The organism is Sphingomonas sp. (genome assembly GCF_050725575.1).
Taxonomy (GTDB): Bacteria; Pseudomonadota; Alphaproteobacteria; order Sphingomonadales; family Sphingomonadaceae; genus Sphingomonas.
This window is the reverse complement of sequence record NZ_JBOHHW010000010.1, coordinates 83,690-103,936: the sequence shown is the minus strand read 5'-3', so window position 1 is coordinate 103,936 and position 20,247 is coordinate 83,690. Positions and strand designations below refer to the sequence as shown.

The following is a 20,247-nucleotide window of genomic DNA, read 5'->3' as shown; positions in this document are numbered from 1 at the left end:
TTATCGCCCCGTTCCGATCGGCCCGGTCAGAGCTTCCAACCGGACGAGCTGCTTGTCCAGTTCGCGATGATCGCCATCGTCGAATTCCGGCCCGGGCGCGCGGGTGAAGGCGCTGGCGATCAGGCCGCGCCGGCGTAGGATTTCCTTGGTCAGCCGCCAGCGGAACACCGCTTGCATGGTCAGCACCGGGAGCATCAGGTCGTAAAGATCGCGGACCTTGCCATCGTCCCTGGCGCGGTGCGCGGCCATCAGCGCGACATGGACTTCGGGCAGTTCGGCGGCGGGCATCGTGCCGGTCGCGCCGCGCGCGAGCTCATCGGTGATGTAACGCCCGCCCGCGCCGCCGAACACGCCGATCAGGCTCGCCGGTGCCGCCGCGAGCAAAGCGCTGATGCGCTGGCCGCACGGCATATTCTCTTCCTTGACCCAGGCGACCACCGGGCTTGCCGCGAGTGTTGCGAGCACCTCGGTCGGGGACAGGCCGATGCCCATTGGCTTTGGCGCGTTCTGCAGCATGATCGGCAGGCCATGGCCGCCGAGTTCGGTATAATGCGCGGCAAGCCCCGCCGGATCGCCGATGAACGAAGCCGGGGTCATGACCATCGCGGCTGCCGCGCCGGCGTCGCGGCCGCTGCGTACCAATGCTGCGCTTTCCGCCGCATCGGCGCTGCTCGCGCCGACGATGAAATCGACCCGCCCGGCTGCCCGCTCACCGACCAGCGCGATCAGGCGCTGGCGCTCGGAGAGCGAGAGCATGTCATACTCGCTGGCAAGGCCCGGAAAAACGACGCCATCCACGCCCGAGGCGACGACAAAGTCGACGATCCGGATGAATCCGGCTTCATCGATCTCGCTGCTGTCACGAAAGGGTGTGGGCAGCACTGGAAAAACACCGCCGATGGTTTTGGTCAAGTTCGTCCCCCTCGCTGACAACCTTCTGCCGGGCTACAATGATTGAGATATCGCTGATTTAGCAACAAGTCAAACGTTGCGGTGCTGCGCCATGTCAGCGAATGGAATGCTATATTGGCCGAAAAACTCCACCTGGCTGCCAAGCGATCGCCTAGTACGGCTGGTTTTTGACTAAGAGTTTTTATGTTGCTACCATTGTCACAAATAAAGCGTGGGAGGATCGTCGATCTCGATGGAAATATCTGCGCCCCGCTTCGGCCAGCACCGCAATCACGGCTGTCGCCTGCGCGAAATTGTCTGGCGCGGGCGCCGTTGTGTCAGCATCGAGAATGAGACGCTCCGCATGTTGATCTGTGCCGACAAGGGCGCGGACATCCTCGAGCTCACTCATAAGCCGACCGATACCGAAATGCTCCATCAGGCGCCGGCGGCGCTGTCGTCGCCGCAGGACAGCCTGCCCTCGCCACTCGCGGTCGGTGCGTTCCGCGACCTTTTTCCGGGTGGCTGGTATCTCATGCTCCCCAACGGACCCGTGCCGTGTCGCCACCGCGGTGCGGAACATGGTCAGCATGGCGAAGCGACCTTCCTCGCCTGGAATATCGTTATCGAGGAGGACCGTGCCGAACGCGTGACGGTGACGCTGCACACCCGGCTGCGCCGGACGCCGCTGTCCGTCGAGCGGCGCTTCACGATCGAGCGCGGCAGCGGCACGGTGCGGCTCGACGAAAGCGTCACCAGCGAAGCGGCGCATCCGATCGAGATATTATGGGGGCAGCACCCGACATTCGGCGCGCCGCTGATCGAGGCGGGAACGCGGATCGACCTTCCCGCGGGTGCGGTATGGACCATCCAAGGCGAGCCCGGGCATTCGGGCACCTGGCCGGTGCGGGACGGCGCGGCGACCGCGCTTTGCCGCGTGCCGGACGACGCGGTCGGTCTGCATGATTTCACCCGGGTGGACGATCTGCCGGCCGGCTGGTTCGCGGTATCCAATGATCGCCGCGGCGCAGGGGTCGCCTTGCGCTGGGACGAGAAGATATTTCCGATGCTCGGCCTGTGGCGGATGCTTGGGGGCGAAGGCGATTATCCCTGGTACGGCGCACGCCGCATGATCGCACTCGAACCCGCTTGCGATTTGCCGTCGCTGACCGACGCCGCGGCGCGCGGGACGGCGATCGTGCTGGCGCCGGGCGAGACGGTCGCGGCGCGTTGGGATATTACGCTGTTCACCCCGGGCGGGACGGTGACCGATATCGGCTGGGGCGGCGCGATTCGATTCGATGGAGAGGGAAGCGGCGATGCGGCTTGAAGGGGAGATCGCGGTCGTCAGCGGCGCCGCGGGCGGGATCGGCGCGGCGATCTGCCGGTTGTTCGCGGCCGAGGGCGCGAGCGTCGCCGCGCTCGATCTGGTCGAGCCGGCCGACGGCGATATCCGTATCGCCTGCGATCTCGCCAATGATGCGGCGATCGCCGATGCTGCCGGCCGGATCGGCGGCACACTGGGCGCGCCGACCATCGTCGTCCATGCCGGGGCCGCCACCGAACATGCCGGCACGCTGGCGTCTTCGCCGGCGGCGTTCGCGCGCATCTATGACGTCAATGTCGGCGGCGCGCTGCGCCTGACCCAGGCATTCGCGCCGGCGATGCAGGCCGCAGGATGCGGTGCTTTTGTCTTCGTCTCCTCGATCAATGCAGGCCGCGCGACCCCGGGCCTTGCCGCTTATGCCGCGTCGAAGGGCGGGCTGGAGACTTTCATGAAGACCTTCGCGCTCGAAGTCGCGCCGGACGGCGTTCGCGCCAATTGCGTCGCCCCGGCATCGATCGACACAGCGATGCTGCGTGAGTCCTTCGATCGCCAGGCCGATCCGAGCGCGGCGCGTGCGGCTAATATCCTGCGCCATCCGATCGGGCGCCTGGGCACGGTCGAGGAGGTCGCTCGGCTGATCCTGTTCCTTGCCTCGGACGAGGCGAGCTGGATCACCGGCGCGGTCTATCCGATCGACGGTGGCGCGGGACTGACGCGGCGATGATCGACTTCGATACCGCCGCAGCCCGCCTGCCGCTCGTCGCGATCCTGCGCGGCGTCCGACCCGATAAGGTCGTGGCGATCGGTGAAGCGCTGGTCGAGGCGGGTTTTGTCCTGATCGAAGTCCCGCTCAATTCGCCCCAGCCGTTCGACAGCATCAGCCGGCTGGCCGCGCATCTTGGCGACCATGCCCTGATCGGTGCGGGTACGGTCCTTGATTCCCGCGCGGCGCAAGACGCGGTCGATGCCGGCGCGCGATTGCTGCTGGCGCCGAATTTCGTGCCCGAAATGGTCGCGACGGCCCGGGCGAACCGGGTCGCGTCGATGCCCGGGGTCGCGACCGCCACCGAGGCTTTCGCGGCGCTGGGTGCCGGTGCCGACGCCCTGAAGCTTTTTCCGGCACGCGAACTGGGCGCGGGGACGATCGCGGCGTGGCGGGCAGTGTTGCCGGCGAGCGCGTGGATCTTCGCGGTCGGTGGCGTTGACGAAACGGGTTTCGCCGCCTTCACCAAAGCGGGCGCCTCGGGTTTCGGTCTCGGCTCGAGCCTTTATCGGGCGGGCGATGATGCGGCGACGGTGAGCGCGCGGGCCGTGGCGACCGTTGCGGCATGGCAGGAGCTTGGACAATGATCACGTCGCGACGCGAATTCTTGGCCGCATCGGCGTCGGTCGTGACCATGCGCGGCTTTTCACTCGACCCGCGCGAGCCCGATCTGGTCGTCCCGCTCTGGCCGGAGGGAAAGATGCCGGGCGGTCCGGCGCCGAAAATGGTCGAGACGATCGACGACCAGGTCGACAATGCCGGGCTTCGCTATCGTGTCGCGGTTCATGTGACGCGACCGACCATGTCCTATTTCGCGGCCGCAAGCCCGACGGGCGCCGCTGTGTTGATCATTCCGGGAGGCGGTTACAGCCGGGTCGGGATCGATCGCGAGGGATTCGAAACCGCACGCTGGCTCAACTCGCTCGGGATTGCCGCCTTCGTCCTGCGCTACCGCCTGCCGGCCGATCGCTGGGGTGGCAGATCCGATGTCGCGCTGCAGGACGCACAGCGGGCGATGCGGCTGATCCGTTTCGGCGGCAGCGGTCAGTGGAAGGTCGATCCGCAGCGTGTGTCGGTGCTCGGTGGATCGGCCGGTGGCCATCTCGCCGGGTGCCTCTGCACCAAGGTGTATGAGCGGACCTATCCGGCGATCGATGCGGCGGATCATCTGCTGACGCGCCCCGACGGCGCGGTGCTGCTTTATCCCGTCATATCGATGAGCGGCAACACGTCGGGCGGCACGCGAACCGCGCTGATCGGACCGGATCCGACGCCGCAACAGCTTGCCGCTTGGTCGCTCGAAGTCAATTTGCCGCCGATCACACCCCCGGTCTTGCTGATCCACGCGGTGCGCGACCGCGTTGTGCCGGTTGATCAGTCGCTCATCCTGTTCGGCGCGATCCGGGCGAGCGGCGGCCCGATCGACATGCATTTGTTCGAGGAAGGCAGCCACGGCGTCGGCCTGCGCGCCGACCCGGCTCAGCCGATTGCCGACTGGCCGCAGATCGCCCGCCGCTGGCATGTGCGCAACAACCTCGCCTGACGCTCAGCGCTCAAGCGTCACCGAGCCCGACCGCTCGACCCGCCCATCGGTCATCACCGCCTCGACGCTGTAGCGCAAACTGCGCGCATCGGCGGCGAACGGCGCCTCGAACTCGAACGGGTGGCGCGCATCGGTCATCACCACCGGCTTGTCGCCACCCTCGATGGTCAGTCGCGCTTCCTTCACCTTCGCATCCGATGCGGTGAGCCAGACATAGGCGGCGGTCGGCTGCCCCGGAAAGGCCAGCAACATGCCGGTCATATCACCGAACGGCGTGGCCGACACGACATGGCTCTTCGCGCCAAGCGCGGGTGTTTTTGCCGAGAAATAGGCGGTCTGCATTCGCGTGAAGGTCGGCATGTCGTGTATTGTCAGCGCGGTCTGGCCGCCGGGGGTGAGCGTGATGCCGACCTTGCCGTCGACCGCGACCGTATCGGCTTGCTTCGCGCCATCGACCCAGACACTCACGGCATAACGCTTGCCCGGCACCCAGTTCACATAATCGGGATCGAGCGTCACCATGGCATTGACCGGCCGATGCGACGCATTGTTGAGCGCCAGATAGAAATTGCCGTTGCCGCGCGCCGAGAGAAAATCGACCTGTACATCGTCGATCGCGACGACCCGTTTTGGCATCCACAGCATCACACCGTCATCGCCCATGAAGCGGCCCGGCCGGTCGCCATAGACGTTGCTCTGCAGATAGGCATAACCCGGCGCATAACGTGAGGGGAAACGGATCGCGCCGTTCGAGCGCGTCTCGGTATCCGACACGAGATAGTCGGTCAGCAGTGCGATCTGCGGCCAGACATGATTGTAATAGACCTGATTGTACGAATACTCCTCATAGGCGCGGTGCGGATAATCGGCGCGCGCATAGATGTCCGAGAATGCCTCGTTGATGTCGTACCCCGGATAATTGGCATAGCGCCCGACCACCGCCGCGCGGGCAGCCTCATGCAGGAACGGATCGCCGCTCGCCTTGGCGATGCGTAGGAAGAACGGCGCATGGTTGGTCAGGAATATCGCAGGATTCTGTTCCCAGGTGGTCGATGCCTCCGGCGTCAGCCCGGTCTGCGCGACGCGCCAGGCGGGAAGGGTGCGTTCGGGCGATCCCATCGCAGTCTTGCGCACGCCGAACGGCCAGCCGAACGGGGCGTGTCCGCCCTTGTCCACGGTGATGTCGCCGGGGGGGATCTTCGGAAAATACCAGGCGAACGACGCATAGCTGCGCGCGCCGGCAGTCGCCGCGTCGAGATAGCGCTGCTCGCCGGTTTCCTGCCACAGCTCGAACAGGTCGATCCATTTGGGCGCGAAGTCGGACCAGAACTGACCGCCGGTCGCCAGCCGCGCGTCGGAGAAATCGGTTTGCGCACGGTCGATCCGTTTCGCGACATAAGCGTCGGCCAGCGTCCGGGCACGGGCAAGCTCGCCCGGTTTTCCGGTCAGCCGGTACAGCGCCAGATGGTTCTGGAACGTGTCCGGATCGCTGATCATGTCGAGATTGAGCGCGCGCGGTTTTCCGGCGAGCGTCACGGCATAATCGCGAAACACGGTGCTGGTGCCGCGCGAGAATTGATAGAGCCCGACCAGCTCACCGACCTCGGCGCTCGGCCCCGCCATCGCGTGCGACGCGCCCTGGCCGTCCTCGGACACGGTTTGCGAATAGAGATATTTCTCACGCGACATCAGATATTCGCTGACCGGCAAGGCGCGCCGGCGATAGATTTCCGGATCGTCCCGGATCAGCGCGAGCGACATGGGATGCAGCGCCGACACGACCTTCACCGTGCCCGGCACGTCGGTGATGTAGCTGAACCCCTTCAGGTCGCGGTCCCAATAGGACGCCGCATCGTCCATCGCGAAGTCGATCATATTGTCGAGCGTCGCGTTCAACGGCAGATCGCCATTCTCGCGATAGTCGCCAAAGCCGAACAGGTGCGCGACCTGCGTGTAGGCCGCATACCAATCGCCTCGCACCATCACCGGCCGCATCGCGAAGGCATAGCGCGAGCCCGCCTTCATCCGAGATTCGCCGACTCCGAGCAATGGCGCAAACACCGTCGGCTGGGCGAGACCTGCCGGGTTGCGCAACATCACGCCGAAGCGCGCATTGGCAACGGTCGGCATCCGGAACGGGCTTTCGCCGGGATCGACCGCCAGGCCGGTGGTGATGCCTCCCTTGGAAACCAGGGTCAGCGGGAGCCCGCCCATTGCTTCAGACGTGGTGAGCGGCGCCCGTGGAAAGCGCTTCTCCTGCCAGATCAACGGTTGATACAGCGCCTCGAGCGCCTGCGGATCGGTCGCCGGCATGCCGGTATAGCCGATGCTGTACCAGCCATCCCGCTTCGCGCTGAACGTGAAGCGGATAACCGGCTCGCCGCCGCCGAGGGCGGCCGTCACGGTGGCGCCGAGCGTGAAGCGCGAATCCGATGGAAAGGTCCACACCACTGCGCCATCGCGCCATGTCGCCTTGTCGGCAAGGAGTTTCCGGACGACTCCAGCTGAATGCACGTCATCGGTCCGGCCGGCGCCAGTCGCCGCCCGCCATGTCGGCAAGCGATAGGCCTCCGGGTCGGGCGTACCGGTGCCGCGCTCCCGCGGGTCCGCAAAGGCGGCGCTGAGATCGGGAAGAGGATCGCGATCGGCGCTGACGATCGAAAATTCAGGGCGCAATAACAGTTTGTCGGTGTCAGTATGATATTCGACACTGCCGTCCGCCAATAATGTGAGTGGGCCGGACGGCAAAGGCGCCTGAGCAATTGCGATACCCGGAAGAAAAACGCTCCCCAGGAGCAAGACTGCCAATCGCATGCGACACCCCCTCAATCGTTGCTTATATGGATACATATCGTGACAAAAGCCGATGGTCGAGATGTTTTTCCGGCGCGGCAATGGGCAGGATGCCCTTCGATATGAGCTATCCGGAGTCACAACATGAATGTGCGCTCTGCGTGGGTCAGGCGCGAACGAATGCCGAACCGCAATAAATGGCGGCAACCGGACAGGTTTGGAGGTCAATAAAAATGCTCTGCAGACGTTGCTTTGCACTGTCTGCTACCCGGGCAGGGCGATGCTTGACGGTCCGATGACCGCGCCATGAGATGCCTCGTCACCTGGATGCGGCTTCGCGGCTGTCGGCGACGGAGATATGATCGTCGATAATGTTCACCCAGGCTTGGCCGGAATCATAGACTGAATTCCGCCTTTATCGAGCACCGCAGCAGGGCCATCTTGTCATTTGATTGTTGCTAGATTAGCCACATGCTATGCGGCGATCGACGCGGCGGATCATCTGCTGACGCGCCCCGATGGCGCGGTGCTGCTCTATCCCGTCGTGTCGATGAGCGGCAACACGTCGGGCGGCACGCGTACCGCGCTGATCGGCCCGGATCCCTCGCCGCAACAGATCGCCGCCTGGTCGATCGAGGTCAACCAAACCGCACCGGATAGCTGCGGTAGGCGGGAGTACGAATGACAATGGTCTCGGCTATTTCCGGACGGGTGTGACGGTAAATAATCTCGATAGCGAGCCGATAGGGTTGCCCAGTTGGGGTGAGGTCGAGCCGGTCTACAATGTTGCAGGGGCACCATGCACGACCAACGACGCTCCGCCTGTGGATCGGCGCTCGAACGTGCCATCGGTGCGAGCGGATTTGTCGAACACGGGGATATGCGGTGCGATGCCCTTTTCCTCGACCAGTCAGGCAAGGTTGGCCGCATCGCCATAGCCGGTATCGGCAGTGAGCTGCTCGGGCCACAGGTCGAACCGCGTCTGCGTGCGATCGATCATCCTGCGCTGTGCCGTCACTTCGGCCTGGCGGATCGAGGTGGTCGTCTCGACATCGACGATCACCGCATGGTCAAGATCCATCAGATAGTTGGTCGAGTAAGCAAAGAAGGCGGATGCGCCAACCTCCAGCGACGGGACCCTCGAGTTATGCCCGGTTCGTCGACATTGTAGGCGGCTCCCGCTTGACCATGTACCGTGGGTTCGATAGAGGCGCACGGATTCGAACTGAGGCGCCAAGCCTCGGTTTTTGGGTGAAATTTTTTTGTGGTACATTCCGTGGTGCCGCGAAGAAATACCTCGATCGGAAAGCGGGAAAGATCAAGGGCTTAGAGCCTGAGTTCGAATCCCACCCTCTCCGCCAATTTTCATGATATAGCTGCGCCCGAAAGGCCCCGACACCGCATGGCATACAAGGAACCGAGCTTTCAGGACCGGGCGGCGCTCTCCGCGCAAGCCAAGCAGAAGGCACTCGAGAAACTGAAAGCCAAGCCGCCGATCGATCCGGCGGTGGCCGAGGCGCGCGCCGCTGCACGGGCCGCCAAGGAAGTGGCCGACGCTAAGCGCCGCGCCGACAAGCTCGCCGCCGCCGAACAGGCGAAGCTCGACAAAGTCGCCCGCGCCGAAGCGGCGCTCGCCGAAGCCGCCGCTGCGGTCGAGCGCGCGCAGCTGACCGAGGCCGAGAAGAAGGCGGCACGCGACGCGCGCTACGCCGCACGCAAGAAGGGCAAGCGCTGACCGCTTGACCCGGCGCCAGGCGCGCCTTCGTCGCATATCGGGCTTGGATCTGCTGCGCGAATGACGGGTTCTAAAATACCGGGTCAGGGCTTCGAGTATTTCCTGCACTCATAGCGCGGTGGCATGCTTGTGGGGTCCTGCACCATTCGGAGCGCAATACAGCGATTCCCATTTGAGCCGAAGAGCTCCGCCGATACGCCTTTCCATGCATTTGCTGCCGAGACGTAATCTGCGCCGGCGCCTTTCATCTCGACAATAGCACGATTCAGATCAGCGGTCGCAATCGCTTTGCAGGAGCGAAGTTGCCGGCCAATGAAGGATTGTATCTTTTCCCAACTTTCGATCGTGCTTGGCTTCGGGTTGTACCCAACAGTAACGCTCTGCATGATGCATGTCGTTTTGCTATCGACGCTCTTGCCTTGTGCCCCGAATTGCACGGTGCCCCCATTGTCGACAAACGTGAATCCAATTGTACCTGTACTATCGAGCCAAATGAGCGAGGATTCTTTTGTCAGCCAGGGTCCATGCATGATTGGTACGGATCGATAATCCTCAATATTGCGCACGACGGAGAACTGGCCGAATTTCTCTTCCTTCTTTTCAAAATGCGGCTCTGTATCGTCGTAAACGGGTGGCTCATACCCATTGCCGGCTTGCTGAGCATATCCCATTTGGGCGGTTATCAGTACCGCGACAGCGCTCACGACCGCTGACAATCGACTGAATTTCGGATGTGCCAGGCGTTGCATTGATGCCGTCCCCCTTCGCGGTATTCCGTTGAGTGAGTATCGCACGCGTACCCGCCTGAACTCAATCGATCGCTCACTGGGGGCGGTTGACGCTTCCCGGCCGTTGTCTTTAAATGCTAACGAGAATGATTCGCACTAGCGTTGAAGATCGGGGATAAGAATGATTCGTCACACTCTGGCGGCGAAAAGGGCGCAGGCTGCGCATTGGGCGGCATCGTCTGCAGCGATCGCCATGATCCTCGCCGCGACAATGCCCGCCCATGCCGAGGAGGCGCCCGGCACGGCAGCCGCCGACAGCGCGACCGACACCATCACGGTGACGGCAACCCGGCTGCCGCGCGATGTGCAGGATGTTCCGGCAACGGTCACCGTGATCGACGAGCGTCGCATCGCCGATACGCTGACTCAGGACATCAAGGATCTGGTCCGTTTCGAACCCGGCGTCTCGGTGCGCCGCGCGCCATCGCGCTTCAGCGCCGCTGGATCCTCGACCGGTCGCGCGGGCAATGAGGGCTTTAATATTCGCGGGCTGGAGGGCAATCGCGTGCTGATCCAGGTCGATGGCATTCGCGTGCCCGACGGCTTCAGCTTCGGCGCCCAGGCGGCCGGGCGCGGCGATTATGTCGATGTCGGGTTGATCAAGTCGGTCGAGATTCTGCGCGGCTCGGCGTCCGCGCTCTATGGCAGCGACGGGCTGGCCGGTGCGGTCAGCTTCGTGACTAGTGATCCGATCGATATCCTCGGCCCCGACAAGCGGGTCGGCGGCCTGGCGCGTGCGGCCTATTCCAGTGCCGACGACCAGTTCAGCGAAACGCTGATCGGCGCCGTGCGCAGCGGCGAGGTGTCGGTCATGGCGGGCTATACCCGCCGCGACGCGCACGAACTGGACAATCGTGGCGTCAAGGGAACGGCGACGGCACCCAATCCGCAAGACACCAACTCGAACGCGGCGCTAGGCAAGATCGTCTGGGCGCCGGACGACGCCAACCGTATTCGCCTGACCGGTGAGCATCTCGACGACCGCGTCGTGACCAATGTGCTGTCGTCGCGTTCGGCGACGGTATTGGCGACCAATGCGCGCGACACGACGCGGCGCGACCGGGTCAGCCTCGACTGGCGATATACCGGCAGCGGCTTTATCCAGTCGGCGCAGATTTCGGCATATTGGCAGAAGGGCCGCAACCGCCAATATAGTTTTGAGGATCGCAATCCGGCGGTCGATCGGTCGCGAATCAACATCTTCGAGAATCGCGTTATCGGCGGCGCGGCGGAAGTTCAGGGGCGGTTTTCCACCGGACCGTTGGCGCATCGCCTGATCGTTGGCGCCGATCTGTCGCAAACCCGCCAGACCGGCCTGCGCGACGGAACGGTCCCAACCGCGCCCGATGTCTTTCCGACGCGGGCCTTTCCCAACACCGACTATCTGCAGGCGGGCGCGTTCATTGCCGATGAAATCTCCATTGCCGATGGTGTGCTGACACTCTTCCCGGCGCTGCGCTTCGACTATTATGATCTCGATCCGGAGACTGATCCGCTCCTGCCGAATTTCGCATCCGCGCCGCAGGATGGATCGCGACTGTCCCCAAAGCTTGGTGCGGTGGCCAAGATCGGCGGTGGTTTCTCTCTGTTCGGCAATTATGCCCGTGGCTTCAACGCGCCCGAGCCGAGCCAGGTCAACCAGTTCTTCGAGAATCTGACTTCACCCTTTTTCGCTTATCGCACCATTCCCAACCCGAATCTGCGGCCGGAGACGAGCGGCACGTTCGAGGCCGGGCTGAGGCTGAAGAGTGACGCCGTATCGTTATCGGTGACCGGATTCACTGGACGCTATCGCAATTTCATCAGCCAGGAACAGGTCAGTGGCGCCGGCACGGTCGCCAATCCGATCGTGTTCCAGTTCGTCAACCTCGACCGGGTATCGATCAAGGGCATCGAGGCGCAGTTTGAGGGGCGTACGCGCAGCGGCATTACTGGTTCGCTCGCGATCGCCTATGCACAGGGCGACAAGACCAGGGGGACGGTCACATCGTCACTGGACAGTATCGATCCGTTGAAGCTGGTGATGGGCCTGGGCTGGCGCGATCCCGGCGATCGTTTTGGCGGGCAGTTGATTGCCACGCATTCGATGCGCAAGGAACTTGCCGCGACCGCCGGGTCCTGCACTGGGGAGTGCCTGCGCCCCGACGCGTTTACCATCCTCGATGCCACGGCGTTCGTCAGGCTCGGTGAGATGTGGACGTTGCGCGCCGGCGTCTTCAACCTGCTCGACAAGAAATACGCATTGTGGAGTGATGTTCGTCCGCTCGTGGCGACAACTGCAAACAACCTGGTGCTCGACGCGTTCACGCAACCGGGTCGCAACGCCAGCGTATCGATTTCGGCGCGATTTTAAGGGGCAGCTCAAGATGATCAGAATGATTCCGTTCGCGGCCCTGGCCACCCTCGCGATTAACGCCGCACCTGCCTTCGCTGAGACCGTGGTCACCGGGCCCCGCGTGTCGGAGAGGTTGGCATTGGCCGCCGACCGAGCAGCGATCCTCGCCATGGCGGGCGATTACAAGGTGACGTTCGATTTCCGCGAAACGACGCCGTGGCGCGCCGATTATACGCCGATCCAGTCCAAGCTCTCCGGCGGCCATGAAAGCGTGCGCGTGGTCGAGGACAGCCCGACGCATATCGTCCTGCAGCATCTGCTGGTCGTCGGCACGACCGGCAGCGACCCGGTGGTGGTCAAGCATTGGCGGCAGGACTGGACCTATGAACCCGCCGCGGTGCTGACCTATGCGGGGCAGGGGAAATGGGTGCTGACGGACGTGCCGGCCGACAAGCGCAGGGGCAGCTGGTCGCAGACGGTGTGGCAGACCGATGATTCCCCGCGCTATGGCGGCCTGGGCAGATGGACCGACGAGGGCGGGATACGGCGCTGGCAGAGCGACTGGTCATGGCGCCCGCTGGCGCGCCGCGACGCGGTGCGCAAGCCGCCCTATGACCGCTATCTCAGCATCAACCGCCACTCGCCGTCGCCCAATGGCTGGATCCACTGGCAGGACAATATCAAGATGGGGCTGGTCGGTGGAAAGCTCGTGCCCTTCGTCCAGGAATCGGTCCTCAACACCTATGTGAAGGACAGCGATTACGACGTCGAGTTCGCCGACGCCTATTGGAAGGCGACCAAAGATTATTGGGCCGCGGTGCGCGCCGCCTGGGACGCGGCGATCATCGCGAACAAGGGCGTGGTGGTGGCCGAGGTCGCCGACACCGGCTCTGCCTCGGGCGAGCGGCTGATGGGCTATGCCGACGACATCAAGGCGGGCAAGCTGAAGAGCGCCGATGCGATTGTGAAGGCGAGGGCGGTGATTGCCGAGGTCACCAAGCACTAGGGCTTCGCCAGCATCGCCAACGATCTCGGCTTCACCGAGTTTACGATTTACTGGCTCGCGAGCAGTCAGTGCGCAGACGCCAGCTCGGATTTCTCCATACGCGGCGTCGCACGCTCGCGAGCGGCGCGCTCTTCACAGACGCACAACGTCTCGGCGCACCGAGAAAACATGAAACCTTCGTTGCCCATATGGGCAGTATAGCGCGGAAGCATAACTATTGCGAGTCATTCGCAAAATCGGCTAGGATGGGTCCGTCATGCCGACTAATGCCGTCGCCCTTACCCGCCTGCTCCTGACGGAGCGCCCGTCGCTCATACGACTGGTACAGCGTATCGTCGGCAGCGTAGAAACGGCAGAAGATGTGGCGCAAAACCTTTGGTTTCAGGTGCAGCGTGTCAGCGATGATCCGCCGATCGCCAACCGGCGCGCCTATCTCTACCGCCTGACCGCGAACCTCGCGACCGATCATGTCCGCTCCGATAGCAGGCGCGCGACCATACAGGCAAAGGCGCAAGCCTATCTGTGGGACGAGCAGGACCAGCCATCGCAGGAGCAAGAAGTCATCGCCCGGGACGAGCTGGTCCGCGTGTTGCGGGCGGCCGAAGAGCTGCCCGAGCCGACCAAGGGGATTTTCCGGCTGCACCGTTTCAAGGGCATGACGCAGGCCGAGGTCGCGGCACAATATGGCGTATCGACCACGACGATCGAAAAGCATATCCGACGTGCGATGGCAGCCTTACGAAAGGCCCGCGACGCGGAGTGAGAGCGATTTATTTCGAGGCAGGGGTTAGGACAGCAACATCGGCAAACGTCTTAAGCGGCCGAACGCGCATTCGCAGCGTCGTCCGGCGTAAGAGGGGCCGATGAACAAGAAATCTTCCGACCCATCCTCTCTCGTGAACCAAGCCGAATATTGGGTCGTCCGGCTCGCGTCAGGCGCGATCACGCCTAACGAAATGGCGACGTTCGAAGCGTGGCTGTCCACCTCGCCGGACCACCGCGCCGCCTTCGATCGCGAGCGGAGCCTGTGGCAGAGCCTCGAAGATCAGGAAGCCGCGTTCGCCAGTGCGCCGCCGCCCCAGCATCTCCGATCGCCCCGAAGATCAGCGGGCCGCTCATGGGTGCGCCGCCATCCCGTCCGTACGGCGCTCGGCACCATCGCCGCGTCGCTGGCGCTGCTATTGGCCGCGCCTGACGCAACGATCCATCTGCGCGCCGATGCTATTGCCGATGTCGGCAAGACCCGCACGCTGGCCTTGCCCGATGGATCGACAGCGATGCTCGACAGCGGTGCGGCCGTGGCGGTGAATTTCGACAAGGGCGAACGCCGCATCGAGCTATTGCGGGGCGGGGCCTGGTTCGACGTGAAGCATGGCGACGCGCGCCCGTTCCGCGTGGCCGCGCTCGGTGGCGTGACGGAGGATATCGGCACGGCATTCGAGGTCAGCCGGCGCGACGATATGGTCCATGTCGGTGTCACCGCCGGCGTGGTGCGCGTGTCGTCGCCCGGGGGCGGGAGCGAGAAGATCGTCCGCCAGCTCGGCCGGGTGCGCTATGCCAGGGGCGGGCCGGTAGAAGGCATGGAGCCGGGAACCACGACCGAGATCGCCGCATGGCGGCGCGGTCTCATCATCATCCAGAACCAGCCCCTTGGCGACGCCATCGCCGAAGTCGCCCGTTATCGCCCAGGCATGACGATCAACGTCGCCGATATGTCGGGCACTGCGCCGGTGAGCGGCGTGTTCCGCACCGATGCGCCCGACGAGGCGCTGCAGACATTGGCGAGCATGGCGGGCCTGCGGGTCGCGACGCTGCCGGCGGGGATCGCGGTCCTGCGCCGCTGATTGCCGCAGCGCGACAATTTATTTTCGTGAGGGGGTTAGGGTGAGCGGGTCGGCATACGTCTTAGGCGGCCTTATTGCTAATGCGGGTCATTTCGTAGCGGGCAAGGGGGGCGTCGCGCCGTGCGGTGCCCATGGGTAATGGGGATCATTCATGCACCACCTGCCGACAGGCCGCAGCGCCGCCGGAGTTTCGATGCGGCAACTGCTTCTTGCCACCAGCGCCGCTTTCACGCTCGCCATGCCGATCGGCGCTGCGCAGGCACAGGAGGCCCCGGCCAGCGCCACAGCTGCGCGCAGCTTCAATATCCCGCCGCAATCGCTGGCGGCGGCCCTGCAACAGTTCACCGAACAATCGGGCGTGCAGATCGGATATAAGGCGGCGCTGGGGGCCGGTGTGCAGTCGCCGGGGGTGTCGGGCAACTTTGCCCCCGCCGAGGCGCTGTCGCGGCTCCTCACTGGGACGGGGCTGACTTTCCGGTGGACGTCACCGAACGCGGTTGTGCTCGAACCCGCACCGCAATCGGCGGACGGCGCGATTCAGCTTGGGCCAGTGCGAGTCGAGGGTGAAGGGGCACGCATCGCGCCATCCACGTCTGTCCTTGGCACGCTGCCGCCCGAATATGCCGGCGGCCAGGTCGCCCGTGGCGGGCAGGTGGGGATGCTCGGCAATCGCGACGTGATGGACACGCCGTTCAGCCAGACCAGCTACACGAACAAGACGATACAGAACCAGCAGGCGCGAACGCTGGGTGACGTCATGGCCAATGAAGCGTCTGTCATCGTGGGGACCAAAGGTGGCGGAAGGAACGATTTCTGGACCTTTCGAGGATTTTCCGTTCAGCCATATCTGGCCAGCAACAGCCTGAACGGGCTGCCCGGCATGGCGCCGCTCAATTATCCATCGACCGATTACATCGAGCGCGTCGAAGTGCTGCGCGGACCAAACACGCTTCTCAAGGGTACGGCCATGAACGGGATGGCTGCCTTGGGCGGCACGGTCGATCTGGTCACCAAGAAGGCGAGCGATCAGCCGCTGACCCGGGTGACCGCGCGTTATATGTCGGACTCGCAAATCGGCGTCCATGCCGATGTCAGCCGCCGCTTTGGCTCGAACAAAGAGTTTGGCATTCGTATCAACGGCTCCGTCGATGGCGGCGATACGCCGGTCGATACCCAAAATTCCAAGTTCGGCACCGTGGCCGCCAATCTGGACTATCGCGGCGATCGCGTCCGCGTGTCAGCCGATTTCGCGCATCAATGGTCGAGCCTCACCGCGCCCAGCAGCACGATTACGATCAATGGGCTGCGGGGCGTTCTGGCATCGCTCACCAAGGTTCCAGAAGCTCTCAGTAACAGCGTTGCCTTCTCGCCTGCCTGGGCAAAAGGCACGCATAATATCACGCTGGGCATGATCCAGGGCGAGGTCGATATTCTCGACAATGTAACGGCCTATGCTGCGATAGGGAAGCAGCGGTACAAAGCCACGGCCACCGACGATGATCTTTATCTGCTCGATAGTTCCGGCGCAGTTGGCATTCTGGCCGCCCGATTCCGCGATCGGACTGACGTTTTCTCGGTGCAGGGCGGCGTCAATGCCAAGATAAACACTGGCCCCATTGGTCACACGCTCAACCTTAATCTGTCACGGATCAATTGGGAGTACGACTCCACCTCGCTGAGCCGCGCTGGCGCCGGAGCCGGCTCCATCATTCGCGTGGGCACTCTCTCCAATCCGGTTTTCCCCTCGACGCCCGTATATCCCCCTGCCGAGGATATCCTGCCGGCAATTCATAACAAGTCTTCCAGCATCGCCATTGCGGACACGATGTCGTTCATGGATGAGCGCATTCTGTTCACCGCAGGTGCGCGCTACAATAAAATAGAAGCCAGCAGCTTCCAGTTCTCAGGCACCAATATTCAATCGACGACGTATAAATCGTCTGCCTGGTCGCCGTCTTTCGCCCTGGTCGTCAAACCGCTGGAGAACGTCTCGCTCTACGCCAACTATATTCAGGCGCTTGAGGTGGGGTCGGTCGTCGGCGATGGCTACACCAATGCCGGTCAGATATTCCCGCCTTACAAGAGCAAGCAGTATGAAGCGGGCGTCAAGGTGGATTGGGGCTCTGTCACGACGACCCTGGCCGCGTTCCAGATTGCCCAGCCCGATGCGCTGGCTGTCGACAGCACAACCGGAGGGCTGCCGACGCTGACGCTCGATGGCGAGCAGCGGAATCGCGGTATCGAACTGACCGCCTATGGCGAACTGTTCGATGGCGTGAGGCTGCTTGGCGGTGTCACCTTGATAGAGGCCACCCAGGTCAAGAATGACGGCGGCCGCGATGGCTGGAGAGCCGCCAATACGCCGAAGTTCCGGACGGTGATCGGCGGCGAATGGGATACGCCGTTCATCGAGGGGCTGACGCTGACGGGGCGTTTCACCCATACTGGCAATGTCGTGGCGCTCAACCGCAGGCCCGATCTCAAGCTTCCGGCATGGACGCAAGTCGATCTGGGTGCACGCTACAGCTTCGCCGGGCCCTGGAGCGACAAAGAGATCACGCTGCGCTTCGATGTCGATAACGTCTCCGATGCGCGTTACTGGAAGTCGCCGCATCCTTCGGCCGGAAACCTGATGAGGAGCGACCCGCGCACCTTCCGCCTTTCAGCCACTATGGACTTCTGAGGCGACGGCGATGCGAACAGGCGCCGCTACACGCCGCGATCATATCGCTCTTTCCGCCCGCACCCTGTTCGCGCTTGTCGGCGGCTATGTGTTCTGCTGGGGCGTCATCGCCTTATGCGCGGCGGGGGCATTCGCGTTGGGTGCGGCGTTCCATGACGGGGAGACGCTGGGTTCGATCCTGGCGCTCCTTCTCTATCCGGCCGCGTTCCTGTGGGCCTTTGCAGCCCGCGGCCTGTGGCGGGCGGGAGCGGTGTTGGTGGGAGGCGGCGCACTGATGGCTGCCGCCGCCTCGCTGATCCAGATGAGCCTGACATGAGGAGAGACGCCATGTTCCAGAGCTTCCGCCATGCGGCGACCTGGGTGCATACATGGTTCGGCCTCGTGCTGGGCTTCGTGCTGATCGTCGCCTTCTTCTTCGGCTCGCTCTCGGTCTTCGATCGCGAGATCGACCGCTGGGCGATTCCCACATCGCGCTTCGCGCCGCAGCCAATGCCCTCGTTCGACGCGATGCTGCGCCCGGTGTTCGAGAGCATCCAGCCCGGCAAGGAGAGCCTCGATCAAGCCCGCAAGCTGGTCGACGGGCCGTTGCCGATACACTGGGATAATCCCGACTTCTGGGGAGCGTTTACCACCCACCGCGATCCGGTGCTCGATATGCGCGCCGCGTGGGATACGCCCAATGCGAGGGTGCCCGACTCCGTCTTCGGGTCCCGGACGATCGACCCGCGCAGCGGCAAGCTATTCCCCCACGACCAGTTGAAGATCGGCAGTGAGTTCTTCTATCCGCTGCATCACAACCTCACCCTTAATTACGATCTCACCCCTAACGGGAGGGATCTTGGCAACTGGATCGTCGGCTTTGCCGGGCTGGTCATGCTGGTCGCGCTCATCTCGGGCGTGGTCATGCACCGCAAAATATTCCGTGAGTTCTTCACCTTCCGGCCCACCAGGAACACCCAGCGCAGCGTCCTCGACCTGCACAACATGACCGGCGTGTTGGCGCTGCCCTTCCACTTCTTCTTCGCTTTCACCGGTTTGCTGATTTTCGCGGGTACCTATTTCCCGGTTACCGACACCCAGCTCAAACCGCTGCACGAACTGCACGAGAAGATCGAGGAACAGGAGACAGGACTGCCGCATGACCGATCCGGTGTGACCGCGCCGCTGGCATCGGTGGATGCGATGGTGGCCGAAGCGCAGCGCCGCTGGACGGCGAGGGGCATGGCGGGCGAGGTGGGCTTGCTCTCCGTCAACCATATCGGTGACGCCAACGGCTATGTGAGCGTCTATCGCGCCGGGACCGACCGCATCGCGAGCGTGAGCGAAGGCATCCACTTCAAGGCCAGCACGGGACAAATACTGCGCGAGGACCCGCCACAGACGGTCATGGGTGGGATCGCCGACTTCCTCACCGGGCTGCATTTGCAGCATTTTCGCCACTGGCCGCTGCGCTGGTTCTATGTGCTGGGCGGCCTGATGGGCACGATTTGTATCGCCACCGGCCTCATCTTCTTCGCGGAAAAGCGCAAGAAGCAGCACGCCCGGACCGGCAACCAGGGCAGCCGAGTGGTCGATGCGCTGGCCGTCACCACGATCACCGGCATGCTGATTGCGACCATGACCATCCTGATCGCCAACCGCTTGCTACCCGAGGCGCTGCCCGTCGGCTGGTTGCCGCGCGGCAACCTGGAAATATATCTGTTCTGGGCCGGCTGGGCACTGGCCATGCTGCACGCCTTTGTCCGTAGCGCACCGGTGGCTTTGGGGAAGATCAACCCGGCATGGCGTGAACAATGCTGGGCCGCCGCGATCATGGCGACGCTGGCCGTGCTGCTGAACTGGATCACGACCGGGGATCACCTGCTTCGCACGATCGGCACCGGCTATTGGCCTGTTGCGGGGGTGGACCTTTCCTTGCTCACCATCGCCGCTGCTGCCGCAGTCGCGGCGCGCAAGCTAGGGCAGCGGGAGACGGGCAGAAACAATGCTGAACGGGCCGCCTCCAAGCCGCGCACTGTCGCGCGCGAGGCCGCCAATGTCTGATCCTCTCGTGCTTGCCGGCGCGGTGCTGCTGAATGTCGCGGGTTTCGCGTGGCTGGCGCTCGCCATGGACGTGCATTGGAAACAGGTATGCGAAAGCGGAAAACCGCCGCAAGGGCGGCGAATGCTCTTGCGGTGGGCGGCAAGTGCGGCGTTCCTGATGTCGCTCCTGCTCTGCAATCTGTCGGACCATGGGACGATTGCTGCACTGGTGTGGGTCATGGCGCTCACTGCCGGGGCGCTGGCGGTCGCGTTTATGCTGACATGGCGGCCATCATGGCTGCGGCCCCTGTCCTGGCTGGTCCTGTCCTGGCCGGCTCTGTCCTGGCGGGCCGGCCCGGCGCGCGGCAACCGTGCTGATCCATGACCCTGCCGCGCCACCTTGGCTGCCACATGCCGCCCCCGCCATCAGGCGCGACAGGCAATGCCGCAACCGCAGGCCCGTATTTCCTGCCCGATCAACCCATTGGCTCCGCGAACGATGCGGGATTGAACGGCG

Annotated in this window: 17 protein-coding genes and 1 pseudogene; 14 read left to right on the top strand and 4 right to left on the bottom strand. The window is 63.8% G+C overall.

Annotated elements, in window-relative coordinates; all coding sequences use genetic code 11:
• Window positions 1-912 carry a dihydrodipicolinate synthase family protein gene (locus ACRECS_RS09480; RefSeq protein WP_431582713.1) on the bottom strand — a complete coding sequence of 304 codons (912 nt, stop codon included), beginning with the start codon at window positions 910-912 and terminating at the stop codon, window positions 1-3.
• Between the two features lie 232 nt (window positions 913-1,144).
• On the opposite strand from ACRECS_RS09480, the gene ACRECS_RS09475 reads away from it, so the two are divergent.
• Genes ACRECS_RS09475 through ACRECS_RS09460 form a run of 4 tightly spaced genes read left to right on the top strand, consistent with a single transcriptional unit; the run spans window position 1,145 to window position 4,524 of the window.
• Window positions 1,145-2,221 (top strand): aldose 1-epimerase, encoded by a 1,077-nt coding sequence (locus tag ACRECS_RS09475; RefSeq protein ID WP_431582712.1) that lies wholly within the window; start codon window positions 1,145-1,147, stop codon window positions 2,219-2,221.
• Window positions 2,211-2,942: an SDR family NAD(P)-dependent oxidoreductase gene (locus ACRECS_RS09470; RefSeq protein ID WP_431582711.1), complete on the top strand. Its 732-nt coding sequence runs from the start codon at window positions 2,211-2,213 to the stop codon at window positions 2,940-2,942. Before ACRECS_RS09475 ends, ACRECS_RS09470 begins: the two co-directional genes overlap by 11 nt.
• A complete protein-coding gene (locus ACRECS_RS09465; protein ID WP_431582710.1) occupies window positions 2,939-3,568 on the top strand; it encodes a 2-dehydro-3-deoxy-6-phosphogalactonate aldolase in 630 nt (209 codons plus the stop codon). Before ACRECS_RS09470 ends, ACRECS_RS09465 begins: the two co-directional genes overlap by 4 nt.
• Complete coding sequence (locus ACRECS_RS09460; protein ID WP_431582709.1) at window positions 3,565-4,524, top strand: alpha/beta hydrolase; 960 nt, start codon at window positions 3,565-3,567, stop codon at window positions 4,522-4,524. The genes ACRECS_RS09465 and ACRECS_RS09460 overlap by 4 nt, the downstream gene beginning before the upstream one ends.
• Before the next feature lie 3 nt (window positions 4,525-4,527).
• Here ACRECS_RS09460 and ACRECS_RS09455 read toward each other — a convergent pair whose 3' ends face one another.
• On the bottom strand, window positions 4,528-7,200 hold the full coding sequence (locus ACRECS_RS09455; protein ID WP_431582708.1) for a hypothetical protein: 2,673 nt from the start codon (window positions 7,198-7,200) through the stop codon (window positions 4,528-4,530).
• A gap of 565 nt (window positions 7,201-7,765) precedes the next feature.
• Between ACRECS_RS09455 and ACRECS_RS09450 the strand changes: the two genes are divergently transcribed.
• Window positions 7,766-8,002 (top strand): hypothetical protein, encoded by a 237-nt coding sequence (locus tag ACRECS_RS09450; RefSeq protein WP_431582707.1) that lies wholly within the window; start codon window positions 7,766-7,768, stop codon window positions 8,000-8,002.
• A 147-nt stretch (window positions 8,003-8,149) separates the two neighbouring features.
• Here ACRECS_RS09450 and ACRECS_RS09445 read toward each other — a convergent pair.
• Window positions 8,150-8,437 (bottom strand): annotated as a pseudogene (locus ACRECS_RS09445) (IS5/IS1182 family transposase); the annotation flags it as partial.
• Between the two features lie 282 nt (window positions 8,438-8,719).
• On the opposite strand from ACRECS_RS09445, the gene ACRECS_RS09440 reads away from it, so the two are divergent.
• Window positions 8,720-9,052, top strand: coding sequence for a DUF6481 family protein (locus ACRECS_RS09440; RefSeq protein WP_431582706.1), 333 nt, complete (start codon window positions 8,720-8,722; stop codon window positions 9,050-9,052).
• Window positions 9,053-9,135: 83 nt separating this feature from the next.
• On the opposite strand, the gene ACRECS_RS09435 is transcribed toward ACRECS_RS09440, so the two are convergent.
• Complete coding sequence (locus ACRECS_RS09435; protein WP_431582705.1) at window positions 9,136-9,801, bottom strand: hypothetical protein; 666 nt, start codon at window positions 9,799-9,801, stop codon at window positions 9,136-9,138.
• Window positions 9,802-9,961: 160 nt separating this feature from the next.
• On the opposite strand from ACRECS_RS09435, the gene ACRECS_RS09430 reads away from it, so the two are divergent.
• The 8 genes from ACRECS_RS09430 to ACRECS_RS09395 all read left to right on the top strand — a co-directional run bounded on the left by ACRECS_RS09430 (window position 9,962) and on the right by ACRECS_RS09395 (window position 20,115).
• On the top strand, window positions 9,962-12,193 hold the full coding sequence (locus ACRECS_RS09430; RefSeq protein WP_431582704.1) for a TonB-dependent hemoglobin/transferrin/lactoferrin family receptor: 2,232 nt from the start codon (window positions 9,962-9,964) through the stop codon (window positions 12,191-12,193).
• A gap of 13 nt (window positions 12,194-12,206) precedes the next feature.
• On the top strand, window positions 12,207-13,181 hold the full coding sequence (locus ACRECS_RS09425; protein WP_431582703.1) for a DUF6607 family protein: 975 nt from the start codon (window positions 12,207-12,209) through the stop codon (window positions 13,179-13,181).
• 256 nt (window positions 13,182-13,437) lie between these two features.
• Window positions 13,438-13,944 (top strand): RNA polymerase sigma factor, encoded by a 507-nt coding sequence (locus ACRECS_RS09420; RefSeq protein WP_431582702.1) that lies wholly within the window; start codon window positions 13,438-13,440, stop codon window positions 13,942-13,944.
• 100 nt (window positions 13,945-14,044) lie between these two features.
• A complete protein-coding gene (locus ACRECS_RS09415) occupies window positions 14,045-15,025 on the top strand; it encodes a FecR family protein (protein WP_431582701.1) in 981 nt (326 codons plus the stop codon).
• Window positions 15,026-15,176: 151 nt separating this feature from the next.
• Window positions 15,177-17,708, top strand: coding sequence for a TonB-dependent siderophore receptor (locus tag ACRECS_RS09410; RefSeq protein ID WP_431582700.1), 2,532 nt, complete (start codon window positions 15,177-15,179; stop codon window positions 17,706-17,708).
• A 10-nt stretch (window positions 17,709-17,718) separates the two neighbouring features.
• On the top strand, window positions 17,719-18,024 hold the full coding sequence (locus tag ACRECS_RS09405; RefSeq protein WP_431582699.1) for a hypothetical protein: 306 nt from the start codon (window positions 17,719-17,721) through the stop codon (window positions 18,022-18,024).
• A gap of 11 nt (window positions 18,025-18,035) precedes the next feature.
• The gene (locus ACRECS_RS09400; RefSeq protein WP_431582698.1) at window positions 18,036-19,751 is read left to right on the top strand and encodes a PepSY-associated TM helix domain-containing protein; all 1,716 of its coding nucleotides are present in this window, start codon (window positions 18,036-18,038) and stop codon (window positions 19,749-19,751) included.
• The gene (locus tag ACRECS_RS09395) at window positions 19,744-20,115 is read left to right on the top strand and encodes a DUF3325 domain-containing protein (protein ID WP_431582697.1); all 372 of its coding nucleotides are present in this window, start codon (window positions 19,744-19,746) and stop codon (window positions 20,113-20,115) included. The genes ACRECS_RS09400 and ACRECS_RS09395 overlap by 8 nt, the downstream gene beginning before the upstream one ends.
• Window positions 20,116-20,247: the final 132 nt, after the last annotated feature.